General features: G+C 68.6%; 14 protein-coding genes. 7 read left to right on the top strand and 7 right to left on the bottom strand.

From position 1 onward, the window contains the following. Nucleotides 1-13: 13 nt before the first annotated feature. The 4 genes from cysW to ACS5Q7_RS03200 all read right to left on the bottom strand — a co-directional run bounded on the left by cysW (nucleotide 14) and on the right by ACS5Q7_RS03200 (nucleotide 3,312). Complete coding sequence (gene cysW / locus ACS5Q7_RS03215; protein WP_478337959.1) at nucleotides 14-895, bottom strand: sulfate ABC transporter permease subunit CysW; 882 nt, start codon at nucleotides 893-895, stop codon at nucleotides 14-16. Next, nucleotides 888-1,769, bottom strand: a complete 882-nt coding sequence (cysT, locus tag ACS5Q7_RS03210; RefSeq protein WP_243951957.1) for a sulfate ABC transporter permease subunit CysT — start codon at nucleotides 1,767-1,769, stop codon at nucleotides 888-890. The genes cysW and cysT overlap by 8 nt, the downstream gene beginning before the upstream one ends. A 13-nt stretch (nucleotides 1,770-1,782) precedes the next feature. After that, nucleotides 1,783-2,832, bottom strand: a complete 1,050-nt coding sequence (locus ACS5Q7_RS03205) for a sulfate ABC transporter substrate-binding protein (RefSeq protein WP_478337958.1) — start codon at nucleotides 2,830-2,832, stop codon at nucleotides 1,783-1,785. Nucleotides 2,833-3,108: 276 nt separating this feature from the next. Further along, on the bottom strand, nucleotides 3,109-3,312 hold the full coding sequence (locus ACS5Q7_RS03200) for a NepR family anti-sigma factor (protein WP_478337957.1): 204 nt from the start codon (nucleotides 3,310-3,312) through the stop codon (nucleotides 3,109-3,111). A 177-nt stretch (nucleotides 3,313-3,489) separates the two neighbouring features. Between ACS5Q7_RS03200 and ACS5Q7_RS03195 the strand changes: the two genes are divergently transcribed. The 5 genes from ACS5Q7_RS03195 to fdhE all read left to right on the top strand — a co-directional run bounded on the left by ACS5Q7_RS03195 (nucleotide 3,490) and on the right by fdhE (nucleotide 10,060). Then, nucleotides 3,490-3,822, top strand: a complete 333-nt coding sequence (locus ACS5Q7_RS03195; RefSeq protein WP_478337956.1) for a hypothetical protein — start codon at nucleotides 3,490-3,492, stop codon at nucleotides 3,820-3,822. A 151-nt stretch (nucleotides 3,823-3,973) separates the two neighbouring features. Beyond that, nucleotides 3,974-7,054: a formate dehydrogenase-N subunit alpha gene (gene fdnG / locus ACS5Q7_RS03190; protein WP_478337955.1), complete on the top strand. Its 3,081-nt coding sequence runs from the start codon at nucleotides 3,974-3,976 to the stop codon at nucleotides 7,052-7,054. Nucleotides 7,055-7,069: 15 nt separating this feature from the next. Beyond that, on the top strand, nucleotides 7,070-8,002 hold the full coding sequence (gene fdxH / locus ACS5Q7_RS03185; RefSeq protein WP_478337954.1) for a formate dehydrogenase subunit beta: 933 nt from the start codon (nucleotides 7,070-7,072) through the stop codon (nucleotides 8,000-8,002). A gap of 206 nt (nucleotides 8,003-8,208) precedes the next feature. Next, on the top strand, nucleotides 8,209-8,931 hold the full coding sequence (locus ACS5Q7_RS03180; protein WP_478337953.1) for a formate dehydrogenase subunit gamma: 723 nt from the start codon (nucleotides 8,209-8,211) through the stop codon (nucleotides 8,929-8,931). Nucleotides 8,932-9,073: 142 nt separating this feature from the next. Next, nucleotides 9,074-10,060 carry a formate dehydrogenase accessory protein FdhE gene (gene fdhE, locus ACS5Q7_RS03175; protein WP_478337952.1) on the top strand — a complete coding sequence of 329 codons (987 nt, stop codon included), beginning with the start codon at nucleotides 9,074-9,076 and terminating at the stop codon, nucleotides 10,058-10,060. A gap of 7 nt (nucleotides 10,061-10,067) precedes the next feature. On the opposite strand, the gene ACS5Q7_RS03170 is transcribed toward fdhE, so the two are convergent. Together ACS5Q7_RS03170 and ACS5Q7_RS03165 are read right to left on the bottom strand one after the other, a co-directional pair. Beyond that, the gene (locus tag ACS5Q7_RS03170; RefSeq protein ID WP_478337951.1) at nucleotides 10,068-10,394 is read right to left on the bottom strand and encodes a hypothetical protein; all 327 of its coding nucleotides are present in this window, start codon (nucleotides 10,392-10,394) and stop codon (nucleotides 10,068-10,070) included. A 98-nt stretch (nucleotides 10,395-10,492) separates the two neighbouring features. After that, nucleotides 10,493-10,975, bottom strand: coding sequence for an SRPBCC family protein (locus ACS5Q7_RS03165; protein ID WP_478337950.1), 483 nt, complete (start codon nucleotides 10,973-10,975; stop codon nucleotides 10,493-10,495). Nucleotides 10,976-11,163: 188 nt separating this feature from the next. Here ACS5Q7_RS03165 and ACS5Q7_RS03160 point away from each other — a divergent pair, with 188 nt between their 5' ends. Both ACS5Q7_RS03160 and ACS5Q7_RS03155 read left to right on the top strand, forming a co-directional pair. Beyond that, complete coding sequence (locus ACS5Q7_RS03160) at nucleotides 11,164-12,867, top strand: lysine--tRNA ligase (protein ID WP_478337949.1); 1,704 nt, start codon at nucleotides 11,164-11,166, stop codon at nucleotides 12,865-12,867. Between the two features lie 85 nt (nucleotides 12,868-12,952). After that, complete coding sequence (locus ACS5Q7_RS03155) at nucleotides 12,953-13,501, top strand: c-type cytochrome, methanol metabolism-related (RefSeq protein WP_243951967.1); 549 nt, start codon at nucleotides 12,953-12,955, stop codon at nucleotides 13,499-13,501. A 214-nt stretch (nucleotides 13,502-13,715) separates the two neighbouring features. On the opposite strand, the gene ACS5Q7_RS03150 is transcribed toward ACS5Q7_RS03155, so the two are convergent. After that, nucleotides 13,716-14,615, bottom strand: coding sequence for a transglutaminase family protein (locus ACS5Q7_RS03150; protein ID WP_478337948.1), 900 nt, complete (start codon nucleotides 14,613-14,615; stop codon nucleotides 13,716-13,718). Nucleotides 14,616-14,624 lie beyond the last annotated feature (9 nt).

Here is a 14,624-nt window from a genome sequence, read left to right as displayed (position 1 = left end):
CGTCGACGGACGCTCAGTGCTTCCGGCCTGCGGCGAGCTCGTCGCTGAAGCGCCATTCGAGGACGGATTTGACGACGAGTGTGACAAGGGCGAGGGCTGCGAGGAGCGAAGCGACGGCGAAAGCGGCGACGAAGTTGTACTCATTGTAGAGGATCTCCACGTGGAGCGGCATCGTGTTCGTCAGTCCCCGGATGTGGCCGGAGACGACGGAGACCGCGCCGAACTCGCCCATCGCGCGGGCATTGCAGAGCAGGACGCTGTAGAGCAGCCCCCAGCGGATGTTGGGCAGGGTGACGGTGAGGAAGGCGTGGAAGCCGGAGGCGCCGAGCGTCAGCGCGGCCTCCTCCTCCGACGAGCCCTGCTCCTGCATCAGCGGGATGAGTTCCCGCGCGACGAAGGGGAAGGTGACGAAGATCGTCGCCAGCACGATCCCTGGCAGGGCGAACAGGATCTGGATGTTGTGCGCCTGCAGCCAGCCGCCGAACAGGCCCTGACTGCCGAAGAGCAGCACGTAGATCAGCCCCGACACGACCGGTGAGACCGAGAAGGGCAGGTCGATCAGCGTGATCAGGAACGTCTTGCCGGGGAACTCGAACTTGGCGATCGCCCAGGAGGCGGCGACCCCGAAGACGAGATTGAACGGCACGGCGATGGCCGCCACCGTCAGGGTCAGGCGGATGGCCGAGAGGGCGTCGGGCTCGCGGAAGGCGTCGAGATAGGCCGAGACGCCGTGGCTGAGCGCCTGCACGAACACCGCCGCCAGCGGCAGCACGAGGAACAGGGCGAGGAAGGTGATCGCGACCCCGATGAGGAGCGCGCGCACCCCCGCCCCCTCCCCCGCCACGGGGGCGGGCCGGGCCTCGGTGAGGCGGACGGGCGAGAAGATCTCAGACATAGCCGAACCTCTTCCGGCTCCACGCCTGGATCAGGTTGATCGCGAGCAGGGTCAGGAACGAGATCCCGAGCATGATCGTCGCGATGGCCGCCGCGCCGCCGTAATCGAACTCGGACAGCTTGATGACGATCAGCAGCGGGGCGATCTCCGACACGTAAGGAAGGTTGCCGGCGATGAAGATCACCGAGCCGTATTCCCCGACCCCCCGGGCGAAGGCGAGGGCGAAGCCGGTGAGCACCGCCGGGATCAGCGGGGGCAGCACCACCTTCAGGAGCGTCGCCCGGCGGGTGGCGCCGAGGGTGGCCGAGGCCTCCTCGATCTCCTTGTCGATCTCGGCGATCAGCGGCTGCACCGTGCGCACGGCGAAAGGCAGGCCGACGAAGGTCATGGCCACGAACACGCCGAGCGGCGTGTAGGCGACCTGGATGCCGAGACGGTCCAGCGGCGCGCCGATCAGTCCATCCGGGGCGTAGAGGGAGGCCAGCGCGATGCCCGCCACGGCGGTCGGCAGGGCGAAGGGCAGGTCGACGGCGGCGTCGACGATCTTGCGGCCGGGAAACGTGTAGCGGGTCAGCACCCAGGCGACGATGAAGCCGAAGACCGAGGCCACGAGGGCCGCGAGCAGGGACACGCCGAAGCTCAGCTTCAGGGCGCTCGCCACGCGGGGGTCGGTCGCCACGTCCCAGATGCCGGAAAAGCCGAGCCCCGAGGCGCGCGCGACGAGGGCCGCCAGCGGCAGCAGCACCACGAGGCCGAGGCAGGCCAGGGTGTAGCCGAAGCTCAGGCCGAAGCCCGGCAGCACGCTCGGGCGGCGGAAGCGCCACGCCGGACGGGGGGAAGCCCCCGCATCGGCGGGGGCGAGGGTCGAAGCCATCGCGAAGGACCCTCTAGCGGCCGGCGCGGCTGAGGCGGTCGAACAGGCCGCCGGAATCGAAGTTCTTCGCCTGGATATCGTCCCAGGAGCCCTGGTAATCCTCGATTCTGAAGAGCTTCACGTCGGGCAGGCCGGCGCCGGCGGCGGCTTGCGCCTTGAACGGCCGGTAATGGTGCTTGGCGAAGATCGCCTGGGCCTCGTCCGTGTAGAGGTAGTCGAGATAGGCTTGAGCGGTCTTGGCCGTGCCCTTCCGGTCGGCGTTGCCGGACACCAGCGCCACCGGCGGCTCCGCGTAGATGGAGGTCGGCGGGACCACGATGTCGAAATTGTCGGCGCCGAATTCCTGCAGGACGAGGTAGGCCTCGTTCTCCCAGGTGGGCAGCACGTCGCCGAGCTTGCGCTGGGCGAAGGTCACGGTGGAGCCCCGCGCCCCGGTGTCGAGGACCGGCACGTTCTTGTAGAGTTGGCCGACGAAGGCCTCGGCCTTGGCCGCGTCCTTGTCCTGGCCGTAGGCGTAGCCCCAGGCGGCGAGGAAGTTCCAGCGCCCGCCCGCCGAGGTCTTCGGGTTCGGGGTGATGACTTTCACGTCGGGCTTGGCGAGGTCCGGCCAGTCCTTCACGCCCTTCGGGTTGCCCTTGCGGACGAGGAACACCACCGTCGAGGTGTAGGGCAGCGACTCGTTCGGCAGCTTGCCGCGCCAGTCGGCGGGAATCTTCTTCGTCAGCCGGGCGATGGCGTCGATGTCGGAGGGGATGCCGAGCGTCACCACGTCGGCATCGACCCCGTCGATCACCGTCCGCGCCTGGGCGCCCGAGCCGCCATGGGAGGCGCGCACCGTCACGTCCTCGCCGGTCTTGGCCTTCCAGCTCTTGGCGAAGGCCTCATTGATCTCGCGGTAGAGCTCGCGGGTCGGGTCGTAGGACACGTTCAGCAAGGCGGTCTGCGCCCGCGCCGCAGGGGCGGTGACGCCCAGGGCCAGGGCGCCGAGCAGGGCGAGGCAGCCGGCCCGGCGGAGTCCGGCCCGAGAGCCTGCCCGCGTCGTCGAAAGCCACACCGTCCGCATCCGATCCTCCCGCCGAGCCCGGACCACAATCCGGGAAACGGGGGAGAGTTCGTTCTTTCTAACGAACGAAGTCAAGGGTGACTGCCGGGCGCGCCGAGGCGGACCACGGCGGGCGAGTGGTCTGGAAGGAGGAAACGCGCTCGGAAGCCGGGGGGTGGGAAGACCATCTTCTCCGGCCGCCACCGAACCCAGATGAAAAGTCTCGCGACGAGCGGTTTGAAAGAAAGAACGACCTCATGTGCGTTGCCGCACAGGGAAACGGGGAATGCGGGTCCCTCAGCCGGCCGGCTTGTCGAGCTGCGCCAGCAGGGATTCCAGGCGTTCGTCCACGGGGGCGGAGAGGGAATCGGCATAATGGCCGCGCAGGGTCTGCCCGAGATGCCGGCGGACGTTCGGGCTCAGGGGCGGCGCGTCGGCCGCCTCCATCGCCTGGGCGGGTTCGACCTTATGAGTCGGCCGCTCGGCTTGCGTCTTGGACATGGCGGCGGATCTCGCGCGGGAGAACTCGGGCGAGTCCTCGGGGCAGGTTGGCGAAGGATGGCACCGCTTGGTTAACGAGGTCTCACCGAGCGCCGCCGCCGGCTGCGGCGAGCCGCGCCGGAACTGGCCGGGCGGGGTGACGTTCCCCGGAACGACCGAGACACCCTGGAGATCCCCGTGCCGCGTCTGTCCGCTGCCCTCGCCATCCTTCTGCTCGCCGCCTCCCCCGCCCTCGCCCAGACCAAGCCGGGCGAGATCAAGGGCGTGGACGCCATGGGCGACAAATCCCGCAGCGCCCAGGACGGCTGGAGCCAGGCCCCGGTGCCGCGCGAGGAATCCGCCGCCAAGGACGCGCCGAACCCCGGCGGCAAGAGCACTGCGGAGAACAAGGACCGGCCGGTGCCCGGCGCCACGCCGACCGGCACCTCGGCGACCGACCCGCAGGCCCCGCTTCCGAACCGGGTTCCGTCGCCCTCGGGCAACAATCCGGCCGCTCCGGCCAAGCAGTAAAACCCTCGTGAGGGCAATGGATTAAGGTGAGATGAAAATCGTGGCGGCGCGCCAAGACAAAAGGGCAATGCGTGTCAGCTGACCGCACTTGCCTTGCGCGCCATTCTCTGGGACAGGTTCGAATTATACCAGTTTTCACGTGGGAGCGGACATGACGGTCCAGGTCTCCCGGCGCGGCCTGTTGAAGGGTGTCGGCGCCGGTCTTGCAGGAGGGTCCCTCGGGGCCCTCGGCTTCGGCGGGTTGGAACCCGCCATGGCCGCCGCGGTGCGGCCCTTCAAGCTCGCGCAGATGCGCGAGACGCGGAATACCTGCCCCTATTGCTCGGTGGCCTGTGGCGTCATCCTGTACAGCCTGGGCGACCGGTCGAAGAACGCCCGCTCCTCGGTGATGCATATCGAGGGCGATCCGGACCATCCGGTCAACCGCGGCACCCTGTGCCCGAAGGGTTCGGCGCTGCTGGACTTCGTCCATGCCGAGACCCGCACCAAGTACCCGCTGTACCGGGCGCCGGGCTCGTCCGAGTTCAAGCGCGTCTCCTGGGACCACGCCCTCGACCGGATCGCCACCCTCCTCAAGGAGGACCGGGACCGGAACTTCGTGGCCAAGAACGGCGACCTCACGGTCAACCGCTGGACCACGACGGGCTTCCTCGGGGCCTCGGCCACCACCAACGAGACGGCGTGGCTCACCTACAAGGTGGTCCGCAGCATGGGGGCCCTGGTCTTCGACAACCAGGCCAGAGTTTGACACGGTCCGTCGGTCGCCAGTTTGGCGCCCTCCTTCGGACGCGGTGCGATGACCAACCTTTGGATGGACATCAAGCACGCGGACGTCATCACCGTGATGGGCGGCAATGCCGCCGAAGCTCACCCCTGCGGCTTCAAGTGGGTCGTCGAGGCGAAGGCGCATAACAACGCCAAGCTGATCGTCGTGGACCCGCGCTTCACCCGCACGGCGTCGGTGGCCGATCTCTACTGCCCGATCCGGCAGGGGACGGACATCGCGTTCCTGTCGGGCGTGGCCAAGTACCTGCTCGACAACGACAAGATCCAGCACCGCTACGTCTCGGCGTTCACCAACGCCGGCTACGTCGTGCGTGAGGGCTACGACTTCAGCGAGGGCCTGTTCGCCGGCTACGACGCCGACAAGCGGGATTACGACAAGACCACCTGGGACTACGAGATCGGCCCCGACGGCTACGCCGTGGTGGACGAGACGATGCAGCATCCGCGCTGCGTGATGCAGCTCCTGAAGAAGCACGTCGCGCTCTACACCCCGGAGATGGTCGAGACGATCTGCGGCTCGCCCAAGGAGACCTTCCTGAAGGTCTGCGAGATGATCGCGACCACCTCGTCGCCGGAGCGGGTCATGACCTCGCTCTACGCGCTCGGCTGGACGCACCACTCGAAGGGCTCGCAGAACATCCGCTCGATGTGCATCGTGCAGACGCTGCTCGGGAACATCGGGATGCTCGGCGGCGGCATGAACGCCCTGCGCGGCCACTCCAACATCCAGGGGCTGACCGATATCGGGCTGATGAGCAACCTCATCCCCGGCTATCTCAACATCCCCGTGGAGAAGGAGCCCGACTACGCGAGCTACATCGCCAAGCGGCAGTTCAAGCCGCTGCGTCCGGGTCAGACGAGCTACTGGCAGAACTACAACAAGTTCTTCGTCTCGTTCCAGAAGGCGATGTGGGGCGACAAGGCGGCCAAGGAGAACGACTGGGCCTACGATTACCTGCCTAAGCTCGACGTGCCGACCTACGACGTGCTGCGTGGGTTCGAGCTCGCCAAGCAGGGCAAGATGACCGGCTACGTCATCCAGGGCTTCAACCCCCTGCTGTCGTTCCCGAACCGCGCCAAGATGACGGAAGCCTTCTCCAAGATGAAGTTCATCGTGGTGATGGATCCGCTCAAGACCGAGACGGCCCGGTTCTGGGAGAACCACGGCGAGTACAATCCCGTGGATCCGACCCAGATCCAGACCGAGGTGTTCGAGCTGCCGACCACCCTGTTCGTCGAGGAGGAGGGCTCCCTCTCCAACTCGTCGCGCTGGCTGCAATGGCACTGGCAGGCGCAGGAAGCGCCCGGCGAGTGCCGGTCGGACATCGACATCATGGCGGAGATCCATCTCCGCATGAAGGCGCTGTACGAGAAGGACGGGGGCGCCTTCCCCGACCCGATCGTCAACCTGACCTGGAACTACGCCGTCGCGGACGCGCCGACGCCGACCGAGCTCGCCCGCGAGCTCAACGGCTACACGGTGGCCCCGACCACCGACCTGAACGGGGCTCCGCTCCCGGCCGGGCGGCAGGTGGACGGCTTCGCCCAGCTCAAGGACGACGGCACGACGGCCTGTGGCTGCTGGATCTATTCCGGCTGCTACACCGAGAAGGGCAACATGATGGCCCGCCGGGACAACACCGATCCCGGCGACAAGGGCATCGCTCCGAACTGGGCCTTCGCGTGGCCCGCCAACCGGCGGGTGCTCTACAACCGCGCCTCCTGCGACCCCGAGGGCAAGCCGTGGTCGGAGAAGAAGAAGCTCATCGAGTGGAACGGCAAGCAGTGGATCGGCTTCGACGTGCCGGACTACGGCGTGACCGTCGCCCCCGATAAGGGCGTCGGCCCGTTCATCCTGAACCAGGAGGGTGTCGCCCGCCTGTGGACCCGGGGTCTCATGCGCGACGGGCCGTTCCCGACGCATTACGAGCCCTTCGAGTCCCCGGTGCAGAACGTCGCCTTCCCGAAGATCAAGGGCGCCCCGGCGGCCCGCATCTTCAAGGACGATCTGGCCGATCTCGGTGACGCGAAGGAGTTCCCCTACGCGGCGACGAGCTACCGCCTGACCGAGCACTTCCACGGCTGGACCAAGCACGCCCGGATCAACGCGATCCTCCAGCCGGAGGCCTTCGTGGAGATCTCGGAGGAATTGGCCAAGGAGAAGGGCATCGCCAAGGGCGGATGGGTCCGCGTCTGGTCGAAGCGCGGCTCGCTGAAGGCCAAGGCCGTGGTGACCAAGCGGATCAAGCCGCTGATCTGCGACGGCAAGCCCGTCCATGTCGTCGGCATCCCGCAGCACTGGGGCTTCATGGGCCACACCAAGAAGGGATGGCACCCGAACTCGCTGACGCCTGTCGTCGGCGATGCCAACACCGAGACGCCGGAGTTCAAGGCCTGGCTCGTGAACATCGAGCCGACCACTCCGCCCTCGGATGCGGTCGCGTAAGGGGGAGCAGGCATCATGGCTGACTACAGCTCCCTCGACATCCGCCAGCGCTCCGCCTCCACGGAGACGCCGCCGGAGATCCGCCGTCAGGTGGAGGTCGCCAAGCTCATCGACGTGTCGAAGTGCATCGGCTGCAAGGCCTGCCAATCGGCCTGTGAGGAGTGGAACGACCTCCGCGACGACGTGGGCGTCAACACGGGCACCTACCAGAACCCGCACGACCTCACGGCCAAGACCTGGACCCTGATGCGGTTCGAGGAATACGAGAATCCTCAGACCAACCACCTCGAATGGCTGATCCGCAAGGACGGCTGCATGCATTGCACGGAGCCGGGCTGCCTCAAGGCATGCCCGTCCCCGGGCGCCATCGTGCAGTACTCCAACGGCATCGTGGACTTCATCGAGGAGAACTGCATCGGCTGCGGCTATTGCGTGAAGGGCTGCCCCTTCAACATCCCGCGCATCAGCCAGACCGACCACAAGGCGTACAAGTGCACCCTGTGTTCGGACCGGGTGGCGGTGGGTCAGGCTCCGGCCTGCGCCAAGGCCTGCCCGACCGGCTCGATCATGTTCGGCACCAAGCAGGCGATGATCGAGCAGGCGAATTCCCGCATCGACGACCTCAAGTCGCGCGGGTTCGAGCATGCCGGCCTGTACGACCCGGCGGGCGTCGGGGGCACGCACGTGATGTACGTGCTGCACCACAACGACCAGCCGAGCCTCTACGCGGGCCTGCCGAACGATCCGAAGATCTCGCCCCTCGTCGCCTTCTGGAAGGGGGGCGCCAAGGTGTTCGGTCTGGCGGCGATGGGCTTCGCGGCGGTGGCCGGCTTCTTCCACTACGTCACGGCGGGGCCGAACGAGGTCGCGCCCGAGGAAGAGGAAGAGGCGGTCGAGATGGCCGGGTCGAAGCGCCGTCAGGACGGCGGCGAGGCACGGCCGCACTGAACCGCGGCGGTCTCCCTCCCCCCTCTGCGGGGGAGGGTGGCCCCCGGAGGGGGTCGGGAGAGGGGAACCCGGTCTCCGAATAGCGCTTGAGCAGGCATGACGTCCGCAGCGTCGTCCTGCGCCGTTGCTCCCCTCTCCCGACCCCTGCCGAGGCAGGGGCCACCCTCCCCCGCAGAGGGGGGAGGGAGTCATTCGAGTGAAGGCCGATGACGATCCACACCGACATCCGCGACGGCGAGACCCGTCCGCTCCACCAGGACAAGGGGGGCGCGCCGGAGGTCATCTACGTGCCGCGCTATACCGGCCTGCAGCGGGTGAACCACTGGATCACCGCGATCCTGTTCACCCTGCTGGCTCTGTCCGGGCTGGCGATGTTCTCGCCCTACCTGTTCTCGCTGACCGGCCTGTTCGGCGGCGGACAGGCGACGCGGGCGATCCATCCGTGGTTCGGCGTGGCCCTGGCGGTGAGCTTCGTGTTCCTGTTCATCCGCTTCTGGAAGCTCAACATCCCCAACAAGGACGATGTCGAGTGGACCAAGAAGATCGGCGACGTCGTGACCAACCGCGAGGATCGCCTGCCCGAACTCGGCAAGTACAATGCCGGGCAGAAGATGGTGTTCTGGGGCCAGACCGGCCTGATCGCCGTGATGCTCGTCTCGGGCCTCGCGATCTGGAACACCTATTTCGGCGGGCTGACCACCATCGAGACCCAGCGCTGGGCGCTGCTCGCCCACTCGCTGGCGGCGGTCATCGCCATCGCCATCATCGTCGTGCATATCTATGCCGGCATCTGGGTGCGCGGCACCGGCCGGGCGATGGTGCGCGGCACCGTCACCGGCGGCTGGGCCTACCGGCACCACCGCAAGTGGTTCCGCCAGCTCGCGGGCGGCAACGTCCGCAAGGGCCCGGTCGACAAGCGGGGGTCGTAGGACCCTCTCCCTCGCCGTCATTGCGAGCGAAGCGAAGCAATCCAGGGAAGCGCCACGTCCCCCGAGGTCGCGTCGCCCTGGATTGCTTCGCGTTGCTCGCAATGACGGTAGAGTAGAACGAGACGCAGAGGACACGTCAGCCGTGGTTCGGTTCTTCAAACGCGGCTCGGCGAAGGATGACGCCGAGCCTGCCCCCGTCGCAAAGACGTCCTTCGACGCAATCAAGCCCGATCCCGACAAGATCGGCATCTCCGGCTCGGTGCCCTTCGTGCGCCTGCCGGAGCCGGGATCGTTGTTCAAGGCCCGTGCCGAGCGCCTGCTGGCCCTGGCCCCCGGCCATACGCTCGAAGCCTATCTGCGCCTCGTGGCCGAGATCGCCCGCGCACAAGCTGTGGTCGAGGCCGAGCGCGCGGCGGCCGGCTGGGACGTGACCGATCCCGACGAGGCCGGGCGGGCCCTGCGCGTCGAGCACGGCATGCCCCCCCTCTCCCGCCACGTCATCGAGGCCGATCCGAGCTTCCACGCCTGCCTGGACGGCCTGCTCGACGCCCTGGACCTCTCCGCCGCGCCGGACCAGGTCCGCGCGGCGCGCGACAGCCTGCGCGCGGCCTCCAGGGAAGACCGCCTCGACCTCGCGGTGCAGGTCTTCGAGGGCGCGATCCCCGTCGAGCGGGTGGCCGAGTGCCTGTTCGTCTCGGCGGCGTTGCAGGTCTGCCTCGCCCGCCGGGCGGCCCGGCTCGACGCCAAGGCGCTGAAGCCGGTGGCGGACGGCGTCTGCCCCTGCTGCGGCGGCGCGCCGACGGCGAGCGTCGTCGTGTCCTGGACGCCGGCCGACAAGGCCCGCTACCTCAGCTGCTCCCTCTGCGGCACCCTGTGGAACCACGTCCGCATCCGCTGCACCGCCTGCGGCGACGGCGAGGGCGTGAGCTATTACGGGCTCGACGAGGTGGCGAAGGACGTGCAGGTCGAGACCTGCACCGCCTGCCACAGCTATCTGAAGCACTTGCACCAGCACCGGACGCCGGATCTCGATCCGGTCGCCGACGACATCGCCTCCTACGGGCTCGATCTGAAGATCGCCGAGGAGGGGTTCAGGCGCGCGGGCCTGAACCTGCTGTTCGTGGTGTGAGCCGGGCCTACCGGTAGCCGTAGCGCGACTTGGCGGAGGCCAGCAGGCCGCGCGCCTCGCCCTCGCGGCCGGCCGCGCAGGCCGCCGTGGCACGGTCGAGGTCGGCATGGAAGCGGTCCCCGACCGGCTTCTCGAGATTGCCCGTGGCGAGGTCGCTGTCCACGATCGCCCGGGTGCGGGCGATCTCCGGGCCGCAGCCCGTGCCGGTGGGGAGCACCGGCGGCGCGGGCGGGCCACCCACGGGCACGACGGGCTCACGCACCTTCGACTGCGACTGGCAGGCCCCGAGGGCGGCGACGGCGACGAGGACGAGGCAGAGACGGGACGCGGCCACGGCGGTCTTTCCTTCGCGCCGGGACCCTCCGGCGAACCGGAGGGTTTTGAGCCGAGCGTGGCCGTGGGTCAATCCAGGACCACGCCCCTCTTCGGCGACTACTTGGACTTGTCGGCGAGCGCCTTCAGGCCGGAATCGTAGATGCCCTGGACCGCGTCCTTGGCCACGGAATCCGGGGCGCCCTTGGCGTTGAAGGTGCCGCTCCACGTCACCTTGGAGCCCTGGCCGTCCGGGGCCACCGAGAGCGTCGACTTGTAGTCGGACACCGGCAGCGGGCTCTCCAGGATGGTGTAGGTGTAGCTCATCACCTTGTCGTCGCGGGAGACCTGCTCCTCCTTGATGGTGCCGCCACCCTTGAGGTTCAGCAGGCGGACCTTCTTGCCGTCCATCTCGGAGGGGGTGCACTTCTCGACGGCCGGGTGCCAGTTGCCGATGCCGCAGAAGTCGCCGATCGTCTGCCAGACCTTGGCCGGAGGCGCCGCGATGGTGGCCGAGCGTTCGAGGTCGATCGCGTGGGCCGGGGCGGCGGCGGTGAAGGCGAGGGCCGCGATCGCGAGGGTGCGGCGGTTGAGGATGGACATTCGGGCAGTCTCCGTCCGTTTGTGTCAGCGCGGCTCAGGCCGCGGGGGCTTTCTCTGGCCGGGCCTGACGTAGGCGTATTCTCCGCTCTGGCAATGGGGGCACGGGCGATCCGCGCCCGCAGGCGTTCCGCCGCGGCCCGATTCCCGGTATGGGATCGGTTTCCGAACGCTCCCGAACCCCGGACATCATGGCCGCCGCCCCGCCCGCCCTCACCCTCGACCCCGGCCTGATCGAGGCCGCCGCCACCGCCGCCGCGTGGCCCTTCGAGGAGGCGCGCAAGCTCGTCGCCCGGCTGGAGAAACTGGGCAAGAACGAGGTGCTGTTCGAGACCGGCTACGGCCCCTCGGGCCTGCCGCATATCGGCACCTTCGGCGAGGTGGCCCGCACCTCCATGGTGCGCCACGCCTTCCGGGTGCTGACCCGCGACAGCGTTCCGACCCGGCTGATCGCCTTCTCGGACGACATGGACGGCCTGCGCAAGGTGCCGGACAACGTGCCGAACCGCGAATTGCTCGCCGCCCACCTCAACCAGCCGCTGACCAAGGTGCCCGACCCGTTCGGCACCCATGACAGCTTCGGCGCGCACAACAACGCCGAACTCCGCCGCTTCCTCGACGCCTTCGGCTTCGCGTACGAGTTCCGCTCGGCCACCGAGTGCTACCGCGCCGGCCTGTTCGACGCGACGCTCCTGCGGGTGCTGGAGCGCTACGACGCGGTGATGGAGATCATGCTCCCGTCGCTGCGGGCCGAGCGCTCGGCGAGCTATTCGCCGTTCCTGCCGCTTCACCCCGTCACCGGCCACGTGATGCAGGTGCCGATCGACGAGGTGCACGCCGACAAGGGCACCATCGTGTGGCGCGACCCCGCCACGGGCGAAGGCTACGAGACGCCCGTCACCGGCGGGCATGCCAAGCTCCAATGGAAGCCCGACTGGGCGATGCGCTGGGTGGCGCTCGGCGTCGATTACGAGATGGCCGGCAAGGACCTGATCGATTCGGTGAAGCTCTCGGGCAAGATCGCCAAGGCGCTCGGCGGCGAGCCGCCGGAGGGGTTCAACTACGAGCTGTTCCTCGACGAGAAGGGCCAGAAGATCTCGAAGTCGAAGGGCAACGGCCTGACCATCGACGAGTGGCTGAAGTACGGCACGCCGGATTCGCTGGCGCTGTTCATGTACACCAAGCCGCGCGAGGCCAAGCGCCTGTTCTTCGACGTGATCCCGCGCCACGTCGACGAGTATATCGGCTTCCTCGACCGCTATGCCGGGCAGGATCCGAAGAATCGCCTCGGCAACCCGGTCTGGCATCTCCATGCTGGCGAACCGCCGGAGCCGGAAAAGGTCGAGGGCGCGAGCCTGACCTTCGCCATGCTCCTCAACCTTGCGGCGGTGGCCAACACCGAGGATCCGGCGGTGCTGTGGGGCTTCATCCGCCGCTACGCGCCGGGCGTCGGGCCGCAGACCCATCCGGGCCTCGACCGGCTGGTCGGCCACGCCCTCAAGTACTTTTCCGATTTCGTCCGTCCGGCCAAGACCTACCGCGAGCCGACGCCCGAGGAGCGGGCGGCGTTGGAGGACCTGCACGCCGTGCTCGCCGAGCATCTTGGCTCCACCGACCCGGAAGCCCTTCAGGCGGCGGTGTACGAGGTCGGCCGGCGGCACTTCCCCGACCTGTCGGGCAAGGCCAAGAGCCCGGACGGGCGCCCCGGCGTGTCGCAGGCGTGGTTCACGACCTTGTACAACGTGCTGTTCGGCGAGGCGCGCGGCCCGCGCTTCGGCTCCTTCGTCGCCCTCTACGGCGTCGAGGAGACGCGGGCGCTGATCGCCAAGGCGCTGTCGGGGGAGTTGATCGCGGAGCACCAAGTCTTCCTGGGTGGTTCACGCACGACAACTTGATCGGCCGGCCGCGGAATTCCTTCCGTACTTGCCTGTTGTCACGACGCTGCGCCTCAAGGCCAGTGTCGAGAACGGGAGGAACGGAATGCGCGGCATCGGCTGCATCGGCCTTGTGTGCCTGCTGGCGGGCGCCCTGCCCGCCCTGGCGGCGACCCCGGCGGACCCGTCCGGCGGGGCGGATCTCAAGAGCCTCGGTTCGACCCAGCCGGCCAAGGTCCAGGACGGGCAATACACCGACAAGAACGGCGACCCGACCTACCACGTCACCGATGGCGGCAAGAAGGTCGATTGGTACACGATGTCCGGCTACCTCCGGTACAACGCCAACTGCATCGTCTGCCACGGGCCGGACGGCATGGGCTCGACCTACGCGCCGTCCCTGGTCGATGCCCTGAAGGGCATGGACTACGCGCATTTCGCGGGCATCATCGTCGGCGGCAAGAAGGACGTGAACGCCTCGCAGGAGCTGGTCATGCCGGCCTTCGGCGATAACCGGAACGTCATGTGCTACATGCCCGGCATCTACACCTACCTTCGCGCCCGGGCCGAAGGCGCGGTCGGCCGCAACCGGCCCCCCGAGCACGAGCCCAAGCCCGCCGCCTTCACCAAGGCGGAGGACGAGTGCATGAAGTGACGTCGGCGATTGAGCCGTCGGCGGGCCTTCGGAGGTCTCCTCCCACCCTTCGCCTCATCCTGAGGTGCCCGCGCCTGCGGGCCTCGAAGGAGGGCTCCAGCCCGCTCAGCGATCCCTGGACGCCTCCTTCGAGGCTGCTTCGCAGCACCTCAGGATGAGGTGGAGGTGGGCTCGGGACCGGGATCCGAATCCGCATAAGGGGTGACGAACGACGTCACCCCACCAGGGCCAGATCCTGCATCTCGGTTTCGGGGATGACGTCCACCTCGACCTTGAGGCGCTGGCGGCCGGAGCCGCTGACGATGCCGTCGATCGGGGCGACGTCGTTGTAGTCGCGGCCCCGCGCCACCACGATGTGGTCGTCCTGCACGGCGCAGGCATTGGTCGGGTCGAGGCCGTGCCACATCTGCCCGCTCCACACCGCCACCCAGGCATGGCTCGCGTCGGCGCCGCGCAGGCGCGGGCGGCCGGGCGGCGGGACCGTGCGCAGGTAGCCGCTGACATAGGCCGCCGGCAGCCCCATCCCCCGCAGCCCCGCGATCATCACATGGGCGAAGTCCTGGCAGACGCCCGCCCGGCCGGCGAAGGCCTCGGCGATCGGCGTGTGGACGTTGGTCGCCCGCGCGTCGAAGCGGAAATCCGCGCGGATACGCATCATCAGGTCGTGGGCCGCGCCGTAGGCGCTGCGGCCAGGGATGAAGCTCGGCCGGGCGTAGTCCGTGATCGCCGCGAGGATCGGCGCCCGGTCGCTCGGGAACAGGAAGTGGATCGGCGCCCGCCCCCCGATGTCGCGGGCGGCCACCGCCCCGTCGCGGACGCTCTCCCAGGCCGGGCCCTCCTCCGGCGCGGGCGGCGGCAGGCGCTCCACCCGCACCGTGGACAGGGCCTCGACGCTGAAGCTCGTATGCGGCGCCTCCAGGGTGATCGCCACCGATTCGATGCCGAAATAGTCCCGCCGGGTCACGGCGCGGGTCGGGCTCGGGTCGATGGTGACGGCGCTCGCGAGCACGCACTGCCCCTCCCCGTCCGCCGGCTTGAGGCGCAGGGAGCAGCGGGCGAAGCTCACCGCCCGCCCGTAGCGGTAGGTGGTGCGGTGGCGCAGGGTATAGATCATGCCGCGCCC

It is taken from the genome of Methylobacterium sp. Gmos3, assembly GCF_056430985.1.
Note: the sequence above shows the minus strand (reverse complement) of the source record. Positions and strands in the feature narration are given on the sequence as shown.